At 42.0% G+C, this 17,573-nt stretch carries 16 protein-coding genes and 2 tRNA genes; 5 read left to right on the forward strand and 13 right to left on the reverse strand.

The annotated features are described in order from the left end of the window. Positions 1-24 precede the first annotated feature (24 nt). Both gldJ and POV26_RS01175 read left to right on the forward strand, forming a co-directional pair. Positions 25-1,692 carry a gliding motility lipoprotein GldJ gene (gene gldJ, locus POV26_RS01170; protein WP_419179999.1) on the forward strand — a complete coding sequence of 556 codons (1,668 nt, stop codon included), beginning with the start codon at positions 25-27 and terminating at the stop codon, positions 1,690-1,692. A gap of 68 nt (positions 1,693-1,760) precedes the next feature. Continuing rightward, positions 1,761-3,041, forward strand: a complete 1,281-nt coding sequence (locus tag POV26_RS01175) for a UDP-N-acetylmuramoyl-tripeptide--D-alanyl-D-alanine ligase (RefSeq protein ID WP_272854664.1) — start codon at positions 1,761-1,763, stop codon at positions 3,039-3,041. A 90-nt stretch (positions 3,042-3,131) separates the two neighbouring features. On the opposite strand, the gene POV26_RS01180 is transcribed toward POV26_RS01175, so the two are convergent. Next, positions 3,132-3,206, reverse strand: a tRNA-Val gene (locus POV26_RS01180). A gap of 80 nt (positions 3,207-3,286) precedes the next feature. Next, positions 3,287-4,267, reverse strand: a complete 981-nt coding sequence (locus POV26_RS01185) for a YitT family protein (RefSeq protein WP_272854665.1) — start codon at positions 4,265-4,267, stop codon at positions 3,287-3,289. Between the two features lie 149 nt (positions 4,268-4,416). Here POV26_RS01185 and POV26_RS01190 point away from each other — a divergent pair. Further along, positions 4,417-4,494 (forward strand) — tRNA-Val (locus POV26_RS01190). A gap of 40 nt (positions 4,495-4,534) precedes the next feature. Beyond that, positions 4,535-4,780 (forward strand): GIY-YIG nuclease family protein, encoded by a 246-nt coding sequence (locus tag POV26_RS01195; RefSeq protein ID WP_272854666.1) that lies wholly within the window; start codon positions 4,535-4,537, stop codon positions 4,778-4,780. A 309-nt stretch (positions 4,781-5,089) separates the two neighbouring features. On the opposite strand, the gene POV26_RS01200 is transcribed toward POV26_RS01195, so the two are convergent. From POV26_RS01200 to POV26_RS01250, 11 genes are all read right to left on the reverse strand, one after another. Beyond that, positions 5,090-6,307: a bifunctional folylpolyglutamate synthase/dihydrofolate synthase gene (locus tag POV26_RS01200; protein WP_272854697.1), complete on the reverse strand. Its 1,218-nt coding sequence runs from the start codon at positions 6,305-6,307 to the stop codon at positions 5,090-5,092. 125 nt (positions 6,308-6,432) lie between these two features. Then, on the reverse strand, positions 6,433-8,976 hold the full coding sequence (locus POV26_RS01205) for a T9SS type A sorting domain-containing protein (protein WP_272854667.1): 2,544 nt from the start codon (positions 8,974-8,976) through the stop codon (positions 6,433-6,435). Between the two features lie 88 nt (positions 8,977-9,064). Further along, positions 9,065-9,301: a hypothetical protein gene (locus tag POV26_RS01210; protein WP_272854668.1), complete on the reverse strand. Its 237-nt coding sequence runs from the start codon at positions 9,299-9,301 to the stop codon at positions 9,065-9,067. Next, the gene (locus POV26_RS01215; protein ID WP_272854669.1) at positions 9,298-9,510 is read right to left on the reverse strand and encodes a hypothetical protein; all 213 of its coding nucleotides are present in this window, start codon (positions 9,508-9,510) and stop codon (positions 9,298-9,300) included. The genes POV26_RS01210 and POV26_RS01215 overlap by 4 nt, the downstream gene beginning before the upstream one ends. A 74-nt stretch (positions 9,511-9,584) precedes the next feature. Next, the gene (locus tag POV26_RS01220; protein WP_272854670.1) at positions 9,585-10,418 is read right to left on the reverse strand and encodes an energy transducer TonB; all 834 of its coding nucleotides are present in this window, start codon (positions 10,416-10,418) and stop codon (positions 9,585-9,587) included. 172 nt (positions 10,419-10,590) lie between these two features. Continuing rightward, positions 10,591-10,983, reverse strand: a complete 393-nt coding sequence (locus tag POV26_RS01225) for an ExbD/TolR family protein (protein WP_272854671.1) — start codon at positions 10,981-10,983, stop codon at positions 10,591-10,593. Further along, complete coding sequence (locus POV26_RS01230; protein ID WP_272854672.1) at positions 10,983-11,681, reverse strand: MotA/TolQ/ExbB proton channel family protein; 699 nt, start codon at positions 11,679-11,681, stop codon at positions 10,983-10,985. Before POV26_RS01230 ends, POV26_RS01225 begins: the two co-directional genes overlap by 1 nt. 48 nt (positions 11,682-11,729) lie before the next feature. Next, positions 11,730-13,109, reverse strand: coding sequence for a sodium:proton antiporter NhaD (nhaD, locus tag POV26_RS01235; RefSeq protein WP_272854673.1), 1,380 nt, complete (start codon positions 13,107-13,109; stop codon positions 11,730-11,732). Positions 13,110-13,130: 21 nt separating this feature from the next. After that, positions 13,131-14,357, reverse strand: coding sequence for a Glu/Leu/Phe/Val dehydrogenase dimerization domain-containing protein (locus tag POV26_RS01240; RefSeq protein ID WP_272854674.1), 1,227 nt, complete (start codon positions 14,355-14,357; stop codon positions 13,131-13,133). Positions 14,358-14,661: 304 nt separating this feature from the next. After that, the gene (locus tag POV26_RS01245) at positions 14,662-15,087 is read right to left on the reverse strand and encodes a hypothetical protein (protein ID WP_272854675.1); all 426 of its coding nucleotides are present in this window, start codon (positions 15,085-15,087) and stop codon (positions 14,662-14,664) included. A gap of 86 nt (positions 15,088-15,173) precedes the next feature. Beyond that, positions 15,174-16,232 carry an anhydro-N-acetylmuramic acid kinase gene (locus tag POV26_RS01250; RefSeq protein WP_272854676.1) on the reverse strand — a complete coding sequence of 353 codons (1,059 nt, stop codon included), beginning with the start codon at positions 16,230-16,232 and terminating at the stop codon, positions 15,174-15,176. Positions 16,233-16,427: 195 nt separating this feature from the next. On the opposite strand from POV26_RS01250, the gene POV26_RS01255 reads away from it, so the two are divergent. After that, positions 16,428-17,570, forward strand: coding sequence for an acyl-CoA dehydrogenase (locus POV26_RS01255; RefSeq protein ID WP_272854677.1), 1,143 nt, complete (start codon positions 16,428-16,430; stop codon positions 17,568-17,570). Positions 17,571-17,573 lie beyond the last annotated feature (3 nt).

Here is a 17,573-nt window from a genome sequence, read left to right on the forward strand (position 1 = left end):
AATTTTATCATATTTGAATCTATGATGTTAAGAAAAAACCTAGCATTAAAGCTATTTGTTACTGTAATAGCGGCCTCACTTCTTGTAGGCTGCAACAAAACGAGAGACTATAAAAACAGTTCCCGCGCCACAGGCTGGAAGATGAACGCCAAAGAAGGTGGTTTCCAGTATGACCCAAAAGCCAAAGAACAGGAAACAGGGCCAGGCCTTGTGTTTGTTGAAGGGGGAACGTTTACCATGGGAAGGGTTCAGGACGACCCGATGCACGATTGGAACAACTCTCCAAACCAGCAGCACGTTCAATCTTTTTACATGGATGAAACAGAGGTAACCAACCTAATGTATCTTGAATACTTAGACTGGCTGAAGAAAGTTTTCCCTCCATCCGATGAAAATTACAGAAAAATTTATGAAGGCGCAGTGCCAGATACCCTTGTTTGGAGAAACCGTTTGGGCTTTAACGAGGTAATGACCAACAACTACCTTCGCCACCCTGCCTATTCGGAATATCCCGTAGTGGGAGTTAGCTGGATTCAAGCTGTTGAGTTCAGTAATTGGAGAACAGACCGCGTTAACGAAGCAGCCTTGGAAAGCGCAGGAATTACAGCCCGAAATGCGCGTTATGATGTGAAACCAGGCGAAACATTCAGTACAGAAACTTATTTAAACGCTCCAACATTAACCTACGGTGGCAACGATTCCATTACCCGTGGTGGAAAAAAATCTGAAGCCATTGCCAAAAGAAGCAAAGACAGCACAAACTTATACATCGGCCGAAAAGATGGAATCCTTTTGCCGGCCTACCGACTTCCTACCGAAACAGAGTGGGAGTATGCCGCACTTGGATTAGTTGGGCTCCGTAACTACAATGTTTACAGAGGAAAGAAAAAATATCCTTGGGAAGGACAATATACCCGCTCGGGAAAAAGAAGATCCCGCGGCGACCAATTGGCCAACTTTAAACAAGGCGATGGCGATTATGGCGGTATAGCAGGCTGGAGTGATGACGGTGCCGATATTACTGCTGAAGTAAAATCTTATGAGCCAAACGATTTCGGCCTTTATGATATGGCTGGTAACGTTGCAGAGTGGGTTGCCGATGTTTATCGCCCCATTGTTGATGACGAGTTTAATGACTTCAACTATTACCGTGGAAACGTTTACACCAAAAACGCCATAGGCGAAGATGGAAAAGTAAAAGTAGTTACTATGGACTCTATTGTTTTTGACACGTTGAGCAACGGAAAAATTGTAGCCCGCAACTTGCCGGGAGAAATTCTTCAAGTGCCGGTTGATGAAAACGAAACATACTTACGCACAAACTTCTCCAAAAGCGATAACCGCGATTATAGAGATGGAGACAAAAGTTCCTCACGATACTACCAATCTTTCGCAGATGACGAAAGCAGTGATGGCACCCACCGTATGTACAACTCGCCAATTCAAAAAGTATATGCAGATAGCCTGGGAGAACTGGATCGTCAGTACGATAAATCTTCAAACAGGACTACTTTGATTAACAATGAAGTTCGCGTGTATAAAGGAGGTTCCTGGAGAGATCGGGATTATTGGTTAGACCCCGCGCAAAGACGTTATTTCCCACAGGATATGGCAACGGACTATATTGGTTTTAGATGTGCTATGAGCCGCGTTGGTTCAAAATCCAAAAAAGGAAAACGACCACGCAATTAGAAATTAGAAATTAGAAAAACAGCCCTCCTGGCATACAGCTTCGGAGGGTTTTTTAGTATATTTATTTTATGAATATAGCATTGCTCCACAAACATTTTTTAAACAGCAGCGGGGTTTGTACAGACACTCGCAAAATTTCACGAGGCTGTGTCTTTTTTGCCCTTAGGGGGGAAAATTTCAATGGAAATCTATTTGCGCAGGAAGCCTTGGATAAAGGTGCAGCAAAGGTAATTGTTGATGAAGAAGCTTTTCATAAAAATACCGGGGAAACCATTCTGGTTGAAAACGTGTTACTGGCGCTGCAGCAATTGGCCCGGTTTCACAGAGAATTTCTTGGCCTTCCCATTATTTCTTTAACGGGAAGTAACGGAAAAACCACTTCCAAAGAACTTATAAACGCGGTACTTTCCCAAAAATTTAAGACCGTTGCAACCCTGGGAAATTTGAACAACCACATTGGCGTTCCCTTAACCCTGTTGGCCATGAACAAGGAAACGAAGTTTGGAATTGTAGAAATGGGGGCCAACCACTTGGGCGAAATAAAAATGCTGAGCGAAATAGCCGAGCCAGACTATGGCTACATTACCAATTTTGGAAAAGCACACTTGGAAGGATTTGGAAGTATTGAAGGAGTGATCCAGGGTAAAACCGAGCTCTACCAATTTCTGAAAAAACATAAGAAAAAGCTATTTGTAAACGCAAACGACCCAAAGCAATTGGCCAATTCTGAGGGAATTGACCGCATAACCTTTGGCACGCCCCAAAGTGATTTCGATGTAAAACTGGTGGACAGCACACATCATCTTTTAGTGCAATTCAAAGGAAAACAGATCCAGAGCAACTTAGTGGGCGCTTATAATTTTGCAAACCTTTCTGCCGCAATTGCTATTGGCGCTTACTTTAAGGTTTCCCCTGAAAAAATTAAAATTGGAATTGAAGGTTATGTTCCGTCCAACAACCGGTCGCAACTGATTGCAAAAGGCACAAACACCATTTTGATGGACGCCTATAATGCAAACCCAACAAGCATGATGGCAGCTTTGGAAAACTTCAAACAGGCAAAGGGCGAAAACAAAATCATGTTTCTGGGCGATATGTTTGAACTGGGCAGGGAAGCCGAAACCGAACACCAAAACATCGTAGATTTTTTAGCTGAAAATTCTTTTGGAAATGTGTTTTTGGTGGGAAGCAATTTCTTTAAAACAAGGAGCAATGCCTCCCACATAAAACAATTTGAAACTTTTGACGGATTGAAAACTTCCATTGAAAGCAATTTACCAAAAAATGCAACAATCTTGATCAAAGCTTCCCGTGGTATGGCCTTGGAGCGGATTTTGGATATTTTATAATTCTAAATTCAGAATTAAAAAAGTGGGCTATGTTGCCCCGAAGCCTCGGGAGAACCAACCCTCCCCTAAAAAATATACGGGTTCCGATTGTGGGCCATGTTGGATTCGAACCAACGACTTCCACGTTGTCGACGTGACACTCTAAACCAACTGAGTTAATGGCCCTTTTTTCTGAAGCTCCAAAATACAAATTCCAAATAACAAAATACAAATTAATCCAAACCTTCAAATATCAAATTTAAAACTTATTTGTCAAATTTTTTGATGGGTTTCTTTTTTATCATTCCGCCTTTGGCATCCTTAACCGATGTCATAATGATAAACGCCTGGCTGTCTATTTTATCTATTTCGGTCTTGAGCTTGCTCATTTCCAAACGCGTGATTACAGTATATACCACATTCACGGATTTACGGGTTTCGCCTTCTTTTGCAAACCCATTTTCAGCCTTAAAAATGGTACACCCGCGGCCCATTTTTTCGATAATTGCAAGACGTATTTCTTCGTTATTTTCAGAAATAATTGTTATTCCCATAAATTCCTCAATGCCGTCAATTACGAAATCTACCGTTTTTGAAGCGGCAAAATACGTAAGGATCGCATAGAGCGCGATTTCTGTGGAAAGAAAATAGGCCGCCGTCATAAAAATAATAACGTTGAAAATCAAGATCACGTTCCCCACGGTAAGGCTTGTTTTACGGCTAACGTATATTGCCAAAACCTCCGTTCCATCAATAATGGCGCCTCCGCGAATGGCCAACCCTATCCCAAGGCCCAAAAACAGACCGCCAAATGCCGCAATTAATATTTTATCATCCGTGATTTGCGGGAAAGGAATTAATGCAACGGCAATGGCCAAAAACAGGATGCCCATTACACTTTTTATCGCGAACCTCCTGCCTATCGAAAAATAGGCAAGTATTAAAAACGGAAGGTTAAAGCACACCAACAAAAGCGAAAGTCCTACGCCCGTAAGCTCATTTATCATTAACGAGACACCGGTTACACCACCATCTATAAACGCATTGGGCATTAAAAATCCTTTTAGGCCAAAGGAGGCGGACAATACCCCGAGCAAAAGATAGAAAAAATCGGTAAGCTCGTGTTTTACTTCTACTTCAAGATTTGTAACGCTTTTGTCAAAAGACTCCAAAGGTTTGGCCCCCGTTTTGCTTTTTCGGCGGTTCTTTACAACGTTTACCAGTATGTTTTTGAAGATTGGATTCAAGGATTTTTTAGTTTTAAAAGATGAATGAAGCCAAAGTTAAACTTAAATCGCGGTACAGCAACCAAACGTATATTTCATTTTGAATAATATTTCAAATAAATGTTTGGCGAAATTAAAAAGTAACTTATATTTGCAACCGCTAACAAGAAGGGCGATTAGCTCAGCTGGTTCAGAGCACCTCGTTTACACCGAGGGGGTCGGGGGTTCGAACCCCTCATCGCCCACCAGTTTTTTTAAAACCGAAGTGAAAGCTTCGGTTTTTTTATTATGAATTATTTCACTTACATACTATATTCCGCCAAACTTGACAGGTATTATATTGGATCAACGGAAGATATTTCCATCCGCTTGAAGGAGCATCTTTGGGAACACAAAGGTTTTACCTCAAAAGCGAAAGACTGGGAGTTGAAGTATTTCGAAAGCTATACCTTAAAAACTGATGCCGCTAAACGAGAAAGACAGATAAAAAAATGGAAAAGTAGAAAAATGATTGAGAAATTAATAAATCCGTAGATAAAGCTCAGCTGGTTCAGAGCATCCCGAATTAACTTCGGGAGGGTCGGGGGTTCGAACCTTCCGAAGTTAATTCGGAACAGGCTCTCATCGCCCACCGGTTTTTAAGCATCCCGACGAATTTGTCGGGATTTTTTTATATATATTCATTCCTTCACATTTTAGTGACTTCAATGGTCAATTTAGTTATAAATGTCAGTCTGAGCTTGTCGAAGACCCCCGTGATGTGTTTCGACAAGCTCAGCGTGACAACATCATTCCCAATTCACATTGAGAAAAAATTCCATAATAGGTTTATATTTTGTTCACTTAAACAACTTCCGCCACTACAAAAGTACTCCCGCCAACAAAAACCAAATCATCATTTAAAGCAGCTTTGACTGCCGCTGAATAGGCTTTCTTTACGGAAATATATTCCTCTCCATTCAATCCAAAACCCTTCGCCTGCGAGAACAACAACGAAGCATCCAAACCGCGCGGAATGTTTGGTTTGCAGAAATAGTAAACTGCTTCTTTCGGAAACAAGGGCAATACGGACGCCAAATCCTTGTCGCTAACTACGCCCAAAACAATATGCAACTTTTTAAAACTTTCTTTTGAAAGCTGCTCCATCACCAACTGCAACCCATCTTTGTTGTGGGCGGTATCACAAATCACTTTCGGATTTTCGTTCAAAATCTGCCAGCGGCCCATCAATCCTGTGTTTTTGATTGTATTCAGCAATCCGTTTTGTATGTTTTCTTCGGAAATGTTCCAGCCTTTTTTTTGAAGGATTCTTAATGTCGCCAAAACGGTTTTTATATTCCTTTGCTGATAGCTGCCCTTTAAATCTGAAGCATAGCTTGATGCATCAATTGTTTCGGCAAAAAGGATTTCAGCATTTTTTTCCGAAGCGATTTTTTCAAAAACCTGTTTTGTTTCGCGCAACGTTTCCCCAATGATTACAGGAATGCCTACCTTTATAATTCCTGCCTTTTCAGAAGCTACTTTTTCCAAAGTATCGCCCAAAAACTGCGTGTGGTCCAAACCTATATTTGTAATCACCGACACTTCCGGCGTTATTATGTTCGTGCTGTCCAATCTGCCTCCCATTCCCACTTCAACAATGGCGATGTCAACTTTTTCATTTCTGAAATAATCAAATGCCAAGCCCACGGTCATCTCAAAAAAAGAGAGTTGGTTTTTTTCAAAATAGGGTTTATGGTTTTCAACAAATTCCGAAACGTACTTCTTCGGGATCATTTCGCCATTAATTTTTATGCGCTCCCGAAAATCCTTTAAATGTGGCGAAGTGTAAAGTCCTGTTTTATAACCAGCTTCCTGAAAAACGGAAGCCAACATATGGCTTGTGCTTCCTTTGCCGTTGGTGCCCGCCACGTGTACGCTTTTAAAATTTTTTTCGGGGTTTTTCAGATAATTGGAGAGCAAGTGGGTCGCGGTCAAATCTGCTTTGTACGCAGACTGCCCCACCCGCTGGTACATTGGCAATTGGGCGAAAAGCCACGCTATGGTTTCTGGATAGTTAATGGAGAAAAGAGTTAGGCGTTAAGCATTAAATGTTAAGCGTTAAGTGTTAAGCGTTAGGCGTTAGGTGTTAAGTGTTAAGCGTTAGGCGTTAATTGTGATTCATGAAACCTAATAATAAAAAGCAGTTACTTCACTATCAATTTTTTTGTGGTCTGTTTCGTTTTATCAGAAATTTTTAAATAATAAACGCCCGCCTGTAAACTTTCAACTGAAAAACGAATTTCTTTATTATTTTGAAAATTTAATTGTTTTACCATTTTTCCCATAACATCATAAACCAGTAGAGAAGCCTTTTCCGAAGCATTTTTTAGGGAAATCGTTACCATTTCGGAAGCGGGATTTGGAAACACTTTCACTTCCGAAGCGAACAAATTTTCATCGGTATCCAAAATATTTCCGGAAATATCAATTTTATAGGTGGAACGGCCATAAGTTGCGGCAAATAAAAACTGCGAGTTTTCGTGAATGAACAAATCGGAAACCACTGCGGAAGGCATATTTTCACCCAACACATTCCAGTTTACACCTTCATCATTTGAGGCCAAAACGCCTACGTCCGTTCCAATAAAAAGATTTCCGAAACTGTCCTGCTCAATGTCGTTCACGGGAATGTCCGGTAAACTGGTTGATATATCCACCCAGGTATTCCCGAAATCGATGCTTTTGTAAACGTGCCCAACATCTTCCCCAAAACGATAGCCCGAAAGCGTTAAATATACCGTATTTGCGTTTTCCTTTGAAGCCAAAATTTTCGTTACCCAGCGATTTGGAATTCCCGTTGAAATTTCTGTCCAAGTTGTACCCCCATCTTGGGTTACCCAAGCTTTGCCGTCATCGGTTCCAACGTAAATAACTTGACTGTTAAATTGAGAAACGCTAATAGTGGTAATCGTTCCAAAAGTCAAGTTTCCAGTGTGCGGCCCATCGGTTAAATCGGGACTGATAGCGCTCCAATTGCCCGCCGCATTTGTGGTTTTATAAAGCCTATTTGCGCCAAAATAAAGAATTTGGGAGTTATTGGGGTCGAATGCAATGGGAGTGTCCCAATTTTTTCGGTCGCCGCTGGATATTCCGTTTGTAGCATTGGAAAAAGAACTCCCATTATTGGTTGATTTCCCCAAGGAACCATATTGATACAGTGCATAAATAACGTTGGTATTCGTAGGGTCAACCAAAGGCTGAAAACCGTCGCCGCCGTAAATGATGTTCCAATCACTCAATCCTCCAGTTTGTGTGCGGCTCGTGCTATTGTCCTGCGCGCCTGCATAGATTTTATTTTCGTTTTGCGCATCCACATACATTCTGTTGAATTGTGTTATTGGCAGTTTTAAATCTTTGGTGGCGGAAGCACCGCCATTGGTGCTGTAATAAAGGCCGCCGTCATTTCCCAATAAAACCTCATTGGAAGCTGAGGCATTGAAAGCCATTGCGTGCTGGTCCACGTGTGCGTTCGTAAAAACGCTGCTCCAACTGTTACCGCCATTGGTCGATTTTTGTACTTCAAAATCTACATTATAGAGCACGTCTTCATCGGTCGGGTCAATAAAGATGCCGCCGAACCACCAGTGAAACCCAACATCGGTCAATTGGCTGGAATTAACAGCCGTCCAAGAATCGCCCCCATTTGTGGTTTTATAAACCCCTTGGATATTTCCATTGGCGTTGGCATAGCGTGCATAAAGCACATTGGGGTTTGATTGTGAAATATCGATACCAATCCTTCCTTTTTGGGAAGCGAGGCTTGGCAAGCCATTCATTAGTTCCGTCCAATTGGCACCACCGTCGGTAGTCCTGTAAATCCCGGAAGTTATTCCGCCGTACTGTCTTCTATTTGGTCTTCGAATTCGTTCCCAACTGGCCGCATACACAATGTTTCCGTTTGTAGGGTGAATTGCCATATCCACAATTCCTGTGGAATCGCTCACGGCCAAAACCTGCTGCCAACTATCGCCGCCGTTTGTGGATTTATAAACCCCGCGATTGCCACTATTTCTGAACAATGGCCCCATCGCGCCCACAAAAACTGTATTGTCATCATTTGGGTCCAAAACAATTTTTCCGACGCTGCCTATATCCGGCAACCCTTTAGATTGCCACGTGGTTCCGCCATCTGTGCTTTTATGGATTCCATCGCCGTCATAAACCAAGGAGCCGCCGCCGGCGTTCACTTCGCCAGTGCCTGCGTAAATTAAATTGTTGTTGTTTTTTGAAATTTCAATATCGCCTATGGAAAGCATTTGCTGGTCATCAAAAATGGGCGCCCAATCATTTCCGCCGTTTACGGTCTTAAAAATTCCGCCGGAAGCAGCGCCAACGTAGTAAACCTCGGGTTGGGAAGAAGGGATTTCAATATCGGTAATACGTCCGCCAATATTCAACGGACCGCTGAATTGCCATATTTCAGTGGCCGTATTTCTGTTTGCAGCCTGCCTTTTCCATTGGATTGCTTCGGAATATGCCGAAGTATTTATTTCGCCACTGGGGTAGGCGCGCTGCATAAATAGTAGATCGAAAGGATATTTTTTCCTCCATTCGGCGGACGCGGCGTTTTTTTCTTCTGAATTTGAAGAAAATAATTTTTCGGAAGAAGCGTGTTTATCTTTTTCCAAAGAATTTTTACATCCCACAAAACAAATGGCAATAAAGAGAATAGTAGCAATACGAGGCATAGTATCTTTTTTTGAAGTTTAAAGATACTGAAAAATGGAAGGTTTTTTAAAATGAAATGGTTATTTGAAGGGAAGGTTCTTGATTCTACTATTGGTGGTCGGAGATTTCGAAAACCACGAGATTTCCAGCTTCTTTAATAGCAAGCCCCCGAAACTTTCCGGTAATACGAAATTGATAAATACCGTATTCTTTTGGATGCAATAATTTTAACTTTACGGTTTCATAAAAACCCAATTCTATATAGCTACAAGCTTTGAGATATTGGGAGAGAATCTGTCGTTTTTCGCAATAATCAACAATTCCAGGTTTATTGATAACATTCATTGAATTGCCCGGTTAAAATTTTCAGGACAATCATTAAATGCTTCTCTTGTTTTTTTTGCGCGTTCAATAAGTTCTTCCGTCAAAACAGTGTCCTTAAAATCCGGATCGTTAAAATCTTCATCGTTTTTTGCCAAATACTGTAAGAATTCAGAAAATCCCTCAAAATGGGTTTTTTGCAATTTTCCATTTTTAATGGTTATTGTTGTCATAATTTGTGACTTTAAACTTTTATAAAGATAGTAAATTTTAAATTTTGAAGTGGTAGCGAAAAAGTACCGATTTTCTATTCAGAAAGACTGAATTTGTAGATAATCTTTCCAATCTGCTTTGCAGGTGCCTTATCGTCAGCATTGAATTTAGTTGCCAAAGCAGCACGTTTTGCGGGTTCGGTAAGACATCGGGAATTGTTGGTGGTGCCGCGTACGCCGGGAGTGGCACTAATTACTTTTCCGCTTCGGTCAACTTCAATGCTCACAACCACGGTTCCGGCTTCGTTGCAATCCTGAATAAACTTTTCTTTATTTAAAGCTTTTCTTCCGCCGAGCAAATAATTGCCGTCTCCGTCCAATCCCTTTCCGGTGCCGTAATAACTATTCGCATTGGGATCGCCATCTGGGCTACCTTTGTCTCCGGGATTGTTGTCGTTGCCCTCGCCTCCTTTTGCGGTGCCGTCACTTTTCGGGCCGTTCAAAATACTGGAAAGCGCATCTGTGGTGGATTTATCGGGTTTTGGGTCTGGTTTTTTGACCTCTTTTTTGGGTTGTTCTTTTACGGGAGTTTCCGTTTGCTGTTTTTTGGGTTTTTCTTTTTTAATTACCGGCGCATCTTCGTTATCCTGCGTTACCACTTCTTCTTTTTCCCGATAGCTATCGGGATCAGATTTTGGTTGTGAAACGGGCTGGGCAGTAGTTTTTTGAGGCGCCGATTGTATTTTTTCAGTGGGCTGAATGTTTCCACTTCCAGTTTCCGTTGTGCCAAAATTAACCGCTATGCCCTGCTCCAATGGCGGATCCAGATACTTCATTCCCACATAAAACAAAAGAATAAGAATGATTACATGCACGATTACCGTGATGATCATACTTTTTCTTTTATGTTCGGTATCTAATAAATTCAAGATTTAAAATTTAAGATTCAAGATTCAAAGTTTGGGGTTTGGGGTTTGGGGTTTGGGGTTTCAGGTTAAAAATTGTGAAGTTTTTAAAATCAAAATACTTTCTTTTTTTAAAAAAACTATTTTCAAAATCTGGGCACGCGATAAATCGCGAGCCTACTGGATACTGCAAACTTTAATTAGGCCTCACGGCAAGTACTACTTTGAAGTCGTTTCTATTTGCAATATCCATCACGAAAACAGCATCTTCAATAGGTACGCCCTCTTCGGCACGAAGAATCACCGTAGGTTCTTCCTCCCCTGCGAGTGCTTTTTTTAGTTCGCTTTCAATGCTGTATTCACTAACGCGTTCCTTATTTACGTAATAGGCGCCATCTTTGGAAATGCTCACCGATGCTTTCTGCACATTGCTGGTTTTCCCTTTTGCCTTCGGAAGTATCAAATCCAGGGCATCCGGTGTAATCGCTGGCGAAGTTAACAGGAAAAACACCAACAACAGAAAAACAATATCTGTCATGGAACTCATGCTGAATTCGGCACTTACTTTATTTCTTCCTCTTAGATTCATTAAGCAGGCTCATTTAACATGTCAAGAAAATCTACTGCTGTGGCTTCCATTTGGTGCACCACTTTATCGGTACGCACCACCAAATGGTTGTAGCCCATATAGGCAATAATACCCACGATCAATCCTGCAACGGTTGTGGTCATTGCGGTATAAATACCTTCGGCAAGGCTTCCCATCTCAGCTTGTCCGCTACTGGTGGCCAATTGGTGAAAAGCCAAAACCATCCCGATTACCGTTCCCAAGAAACCGATCATAGGCGCTGCCCCGGCAATTGTAGCCAAAACGCTTACGTTTTTTTCAAGTTTATAAACTTCGAGGCGACCGGCGTTTTCAATGGCCGTATTTATATCTTCCAAAGGGCTCCCAATTCTGGAAATTCCCTTTTCCGTTAAATGCGATACCGGCGTATTGTTTTGGGCGCAAAGTACTTTGGCGGCTTGGATATTGCCTTTGGCCACATGGTCGCGAATTTGGTTCATAAAGTTCCCGTCCATTTTGGAGGCCGCTTTTATGGCGAAAAGCCGTTCAAAATAAATATATACTGCCACAAAAAGAAGCACAAAAAGTACCGCGATAATTATTTGGCCGGCAACGCCTCCGGTCAATAAAAGATCCATGATGGAAAGGGTTTTCTCCTGGGCAACTGGTTCAAGATCTTGCGCAACTTCAGCGCCCTCTTGAATAAAGAAGTTTAACATAAAAAAGGTTTTGTTTTAGTGAATAACGAAATTAGGTTTCAGAAATTGTTATGCATTGTGAAATAGCACTCTTTCAATAAAAAGAAATACCCCAGCCCCGGCAATAAAACCGATAAAGGCAAGCCAGGCTATCTTTTTAAGATACCAGATAAAGTCTATTCGCTCCATTCCCATGGCGGCCACACCAGCGGCTGAACCGATGATGAGCATACTTCCACCCGTTCCGGCAGAATAGGCAATGAAATGCCACAGGACGGAATCAATCGGCAAATCGTACATTCCCATAGAAGCCGCAACCAGTGGCACGTTGTCTATTATGGCAGATAAAATACCAAGTAAAATAACCACGACATCCTGATTTGGAATAGCACTTTGCAACACTTCGGCAAGATAGCGGAGGGTTCCTACTTCTTCCCCATTAACCACACCATATACAAGGCTTTCAAGCCCTGCAACGGCCATTAAAATTCCGAGGAAGAAAAGAATACTTGAAATTTCAATACGCGACAAAGCTTTATGTGCAGAATACAGATGCCTTCTTTCCTTGCTGAAATCTTCCTCTGGGTGAATATATTCTGAAACCAACCACACCACGCCCAATGCAAGCATCATACCCATATAGGGCGGCAAATGGGTCAAGGTTTTAAACACGGGAACGGAAACAATCATACCAAGCCCCAGAAAAAGCATGGTTTTACTGCTTAAAAGCGCTTCCTCTTCTTTATCTTCACGGGCATCAACATCAATATTTCCGCGGAAAGCGGGCATGTAGCTCGCAATAACAAACGGTAGGGCAAAACACACAATAGAAGGGATAACCACATATTCTATTAAACCAGCGGCAGATACTTTTTTGGCTATCCACAACATGGTTGTTGTTACATCGCCAATGGGAGACCATGCCCCGCCGGCATTTGCGGCAATAACCACCATAGCGGCGTACCAAAGCCTATCTTCCCTTCTGTGAATCAACTTTCTTAAAAGTGTGATCAATACGATGGTTGCGGTAAGGTTATCAATAATTGCGGAAAGGAAGAACGCCAGTATCCCGATAATCCACAAAAGCTTTCTTTTGCTCTTGGTCTTAACAGCACTTTTCAATACTTCAAAGCCACGATGAAGATCGATAATCTCAACGATGGTCATCGCTCCAATTAGGAAAATAAGGATTTCGGCGGTTTTTCCCAAATGGTGAAGCAACGTGCCCTCAAAACCCTCCATGGCGTGTTCACCGCCACTCAAAAAATTAAATGCCTGTTCCTCGGTATTGATTACATCAAACCAACCACTTGTGAAACCTATGGCCAAAACCGCCCAAATCAAGGAGGCCATGATAAGCGCAGGAACGGTTTTATCTAGTTTTAATGGGTGCTCCAGCGTTATGGAAAGATACCCGATTACGAAAATTAAAATGATTATTGATGCCATACTATAGTTGATTACAGTTAATTATATTAATTGTTTCAGTGCAATTTCAAAAGCGGTTTTACTGATGTTTCTCTTGGTACTGTTGTTATCAAATGTATTTTGGATCGCATTTTTGATGGTAATGGAAGTATCGTTGAAAATGGCCTCATCCGTCATTTGTACTTTGCGTTCCATAAAATAGGCAAAAACGCGCGCCATCCCGCAGTTGCTCACAAAATCCGGTATCAAACTAACGCGCTCATCGGTATATTCCATTATGGGGCCGAAGAAAATTTCCTTATCGGCAAATGGTACGTTTGCGCCACAGCTTATAACCTCTAAACCTGTCTCAATCATTTCAGAAATCTGCTCCTTTGTAATCAAGCGCGAAGCGGCACAGGGCGCGAATATCTCCGTTTCCAATTTCCAGATTTTTTCGTTTATCTCATCAAAAGGAATCATGTTCTCGGCAACTAAAGTGTTCCCGTTTTTCTTAAGAAACAATCGTTTTATTTCCTCAAAGGAAAAACCTTCCTTGTTTATTATTCCACCATCGCGGTCAATAATACCAACAACCTTGGCTCCCATTTGCGAAAGATAATAGGCCGCAGCGGCACCCACGTTTCCAAAACCTTGCACAATGGCGCGTTTTCCTTTTACGTTTCCGCCGTAAATATCGTAATAATGGCGAACAGCCTCGGCAACGCCATAGCCTGTGATCATATCGGCGACGGTATATTTCCGGGAAACATCGGGTGAGAAATTTACGTTCTCCAACACTTTTATGACCCCTTGGCGCAACTGGCCAATTCTGTTGATTTTATCGGCTTCCGTTGGCGAAAAATGGCCATTGAAAACCCCTTCCTGCGGGTGCCAAACGCCACTCTGCTCGGTCATGGGGATCACTTCGTGGATTTCATCAACGTTTAAATCGCCACCCGTGCCATAATACGCTTTCAATAAAGGTGAAACGGCTTTAAACCAACGTTCCAAAACCCCTTTTTTTCGCGGGTCTGACGGGTCAAAGTTGATACCGCTTTTGGCCCCACCAATTGCCGGCCCGGCCACGGTAAATTTCACTTCCATTGTTTTGGCGAGCGAGAGCACCTCATTGGCATCAAGCCCTTTTCGCATACGCGTTCCGCCCCCCGCAGCACCACCGCGCAGGGAGTTGATGACTGTCCAGCCTTCGGCCTCGGTTTCGGGATCATTCCAATGAAAAACTATTTCGGGATCTTTTTCTTCGTACTTTTTGAGTAATTCCTTCATTAAATGTGGAGAGTTAAGGCACTGCTTCGCTAAGCTCCGTAGTGTGAGGACAAATATAAAAAACTTGTGAGGGGTTTGTATTTTTTTTGGATAAAATTTAAGGAGCCATTTTCTCGAAGGAATATTTTGGATTGAACGGATGCTTACCCACCCCGCCCTCCGGGCACCCCTCCCTTTCAGGGCGGGGAACGTTTTTAATCTAAACTTACCTTGAGGAAGTAACACGAACAAAAAAAATCCAGAACAAAAAATCCTCCAAAAATTACTTTTGAAGGATGCTATAAAATAGATTATTTAAAATTAGTTACTCGGGCAACTTCACATATCTTTCTGCACATATCTCGTCGCAGCCCGTGCTTCCGTCAGCAACAATAAATGACAATAAAAGTTTTCCTTCTTCAAAAGTGAAGGCATATTGAATGAGGTTGCCGTTATCGCATACCAATGAAATAATATCCATATTAAAGTTCTGTGACGAGTCTTCCGTAATTGCATAAGTTCCCGACGCACATTCTATTGAGCTATCTAAAACTTCAAAAGTATCGTCATTTTTAAAAATAATGGTTTGCCCATTTTCAATGGGGGTCACATACCTGTTGGCTCCATCGCTTCCAATCAAAGCCTCTGCTTTCCAATTTCCAGTTATGGAATTTTCTTCTTCTGTTTTATCACTTTTGCTACAGCCAAATAGCACAACACCAAGCACCAAAATATATAATAGCTTTTTCATAATTTTTGAGAATTTATTTATTAGGAATACTAAAATAAAAAAAAACAAATAAGTCCGATAAAAAGGGTGGAAATATCTCGAAAAAATTAATAATAAATTTTCCCCGAAGAATGATCCTCCAACGCCCCAGTTACACTCGCCAAACAATTTACCTCGTCGCGCAATTTCAACACACCCAAAAGTCCAAAAATAAGCGCTTCCTTATATTCCACAATTTCTGGGGAAGGAATAATAACCTCAACCGGAGCGCAATTTTTCAGCCTTTCAATCAAAAAAGAATTGTATGCGCCACCGCCGGTTATCAATACGGAAGCATTATCTGAAAATTGATTGGCAAGCTGCAGGGCAATATGTTCCGTAAACGTCCGCAAAATAGCTTCGGAAGAAATTCCGGAAGCGTCCAACAGTGGGAAGATTTGCGCTTTTACCCATTCCAAACCCAAGGATTTAGGCGGTTCTTCCGCATAAAAAGAAAGCGAGTTCAATTTTTGAAGCAATTCTTCATTCACTTTACCCGAAGCGGCCAGTTTTCCGTCTTCGTCAAAATCCTGCCCGAGTTTTTCGGCGTAATTGTTTAAAACGATATTCACCGGACAAATATCAAAAGCAATCCGTTCGCCATTTTTTTCAAAAGAACAATTCGCAAAACCGCCCAAATTCAAACAATAATCGTATTCCGGAAACAGCAAGCGATCGCCAATGGGCACCAGCGGCGCGCCCTGTCCGCCCAACTCCACATCCTGCACCCGAAAGTCGCAAACCACGGTTTGCCCGAGCATTTTTGAAATGCGCGGCAGATTGCCAATTTGGTAGGTCAATCCTTTTTCGGGGCGGTGCAAAATGGTGTGGCCGTGACTACAGATTGTGTCAATTTCAAGAATGTTGTATTTTCTTATAAATTTTGAAATTTCTTCGGAAAGTTTTTCGGTGTATTTAAAATCGAGCCGCTCCAGTTTTTCTTCGGAATAGTTGATGGCTTCGCGAAGTTCATCTTTCCAAAAAGAGGAATAGGGAACGGTTTCGGCAGCGAGGATTTCAAACTTCCATTTTGCTTCGGAATACGTAAAAACAATTTCCGCCAAATCAATCCCATCCAGCGAAGTGCCGCTCATTACGCCAACAATATGATATTTCTGTTTTTTCAAATAATTTTAATTTACAGATATGAAAGATACATTTGAAAAGCTTGAAATCCCAAATTACAAGCACCAAATTCCAAAACATTTTTTTTTTGGAATTTGGAATTTGAGATTTGGTGCTTAAATGTTATTTGGGATTTGCTTTATTTTTAAAGTACATTTGCAATTCTTTAAAACGAACTTTTCTCAAAAATAAAGCCTATGGATTTCAACCTATCCGAAGAACAAATGATGATCCGCGATGCCGCTCGCGATTTTGCCCGCACCGAATTGCTTCCGGGCGTTATAGAGCGCGATAACCTGCAAAAATTCCCGACGGAACAAGTCAAAAAAATGGGCGAGCTCGGTTTCCTCGGAATGATGGTGGATCCAAAATACGGCGGGGGCGGAATGGATACCGTTAGTTACGTTTTGGTAATGGAAGAACTCAGCAAAATAGATGCTTCCTGCTCTGTAATTGTTTCCGTAAATAATTCCTTGGTTTGTTACGGCCTTGAAAAATATGGCTCCGAAGACCAAAAACAAAAATATCTTACAAAACTGGCCATGGGCGAAAAGCTGGGTGCCTTCTGCCTTAGCGAGCCGGAAGCGGGTAGCGATGCCACTTCGCAAAAAACTACCGCAATTGACAAAGGCGACCATTACATTTTGAATGGCACCAAAAACTGGATCACCAACGGGGGGACCGCAGATTATTATTTGGTAATCGCGCAAACCGATAGAGAGAAAAAACACAAGGGCATCAATGCTTTTATTATTGAAAAAGGCTGGGAAGGTTTTGAAATTGGCCCCAAGGAAGACAAACTCGGCATCCGCGGAAGCGATACGCATTCGTTGATTTTTAACGATGTGAAAGTTCCAAAGGAAAACCGAATTGGGGAAGATGGTTTCGGCTTTACATTTGCGATGAAAACCCTTTCCGGAGGACGCATTGGGATTGCCGCCCAAGCTTTGGGGATTGCCGCCGGAGCTTATGATTTGGCTCGTGAATATTCCAAGGTGCGAAAAGCTTTTGGCACCGAAATTTGCAACCATCAGGCCATCGCCTTTAAACTCGCCGATATGTACACCAGCATTGAAGCTGCGCGCCATTTGGTGATGAAAGCGGCTTGGGACAAAGACCAAGGCAACAATTACGATATGAGTGGCGCCATGGCAAAATTATACGCCAGCCAAGTAGCTATGGATGTTTCTGTGGAAGCGGTCCAGGTTCACGGCGGAAATGGTTATGTGAAGGAATATCACGTAGAACGCTTGATGCGCGATGCGAAGATCACACAGATTTACGAAGGAACCTCTGAAATACAGAAGATTGTTATTTCTAGGGGGCTTTTGAGGGATTGATAG

The sequence above is a fragment of the Aequorivita todarodis genome (assembly GCF_028561335.1).
Taxonomy (GTDB): Bacteria; Bacteroidota; Bacteroidia; order Flavobacteriales; family Flavobacteriaceae; genus Aequorivita; species Aequorivita todarodis.

Coding starts and splice junctions, on each gene's coding strand:
- gldJ (WP_419179999.1), top strand. CDS start 25: ATGTTAAGAAAAAACCTAGCATTAAAGCTATTTGTTACTGTAATAGCG.
- POV26_RS01175 (WP_272854664.1), top strand. CDS start 1,761: ATGAATATAGCATTGCTCCACAAACATTTTTTAAACAGCAGCGGGGTT.
- POV26_RS01195 (WP_272854666.1), top strand. CDS start 4,535: ATGAATTATTTCACTTACATACTATATTCCGCCAAACTTGACAGGTAT.
- POV26_RS01205 (WP_272854667.1), bottom strand. CDS start 8,976: ATGCCTCGTATTGCTACTATTCTCTTTATTGCCATTTGTTTTGTGGGA.
- POV26_RS01210 (WP_272854668.1), bottom strand. CDS start 9,301: ATGAATGTTATCAATAAACCTGGAATTGTTGATTATTGCGAAAAACGA.
- POV26_RS01215 (WP_272854669.1), bottom strand. CDS start 9,510: ATGACAACAATAACCATTAAAAATGGAAAATTGCAAAAAACCCATTTT.
- POV26_RS01225 (WP_272854671.1), bottom strand. CDS start 10,983: ATGAATCTAAGAGGAAGAAATAAAGTAAGTGCCGAATTCAGCATGAGT.
- POV26_RS01230 (WP_272854672.1), bottom strand. CDS start 11,681: ATGTTAAACTTCTTTATTCAAGAGGGCGCTGAAGTTGCGCAAGATCTT.
- nhaD (WP_272854673.1), bottom strand. CDS start 13,109: ATGGCATCAATAATCATTTTAATTTTCGTAATCGGGTATCTTTCCATA.
- POV26_RS01240 (WP_272854674.1), bottom strand. CDS start 14,357: ATGAAGGAATTACTCAAAAAGTACGAAGAAAAAGATCCCGAAATAGTT.
- POV26_RS01245 (WP_272854675.1), bottom strand. CDS start 15,087: ATGAAAAAGCTATTATATATTTTGGTGCTTGGTGTTGTGCTATTTGGC.
- POV26_RS01255 (WP_272854677.1), top strand. CDS start 16,428: ATGGATTTCAACCTATCCGAAGAACAAATGATGATCCGCGATGCCGCT.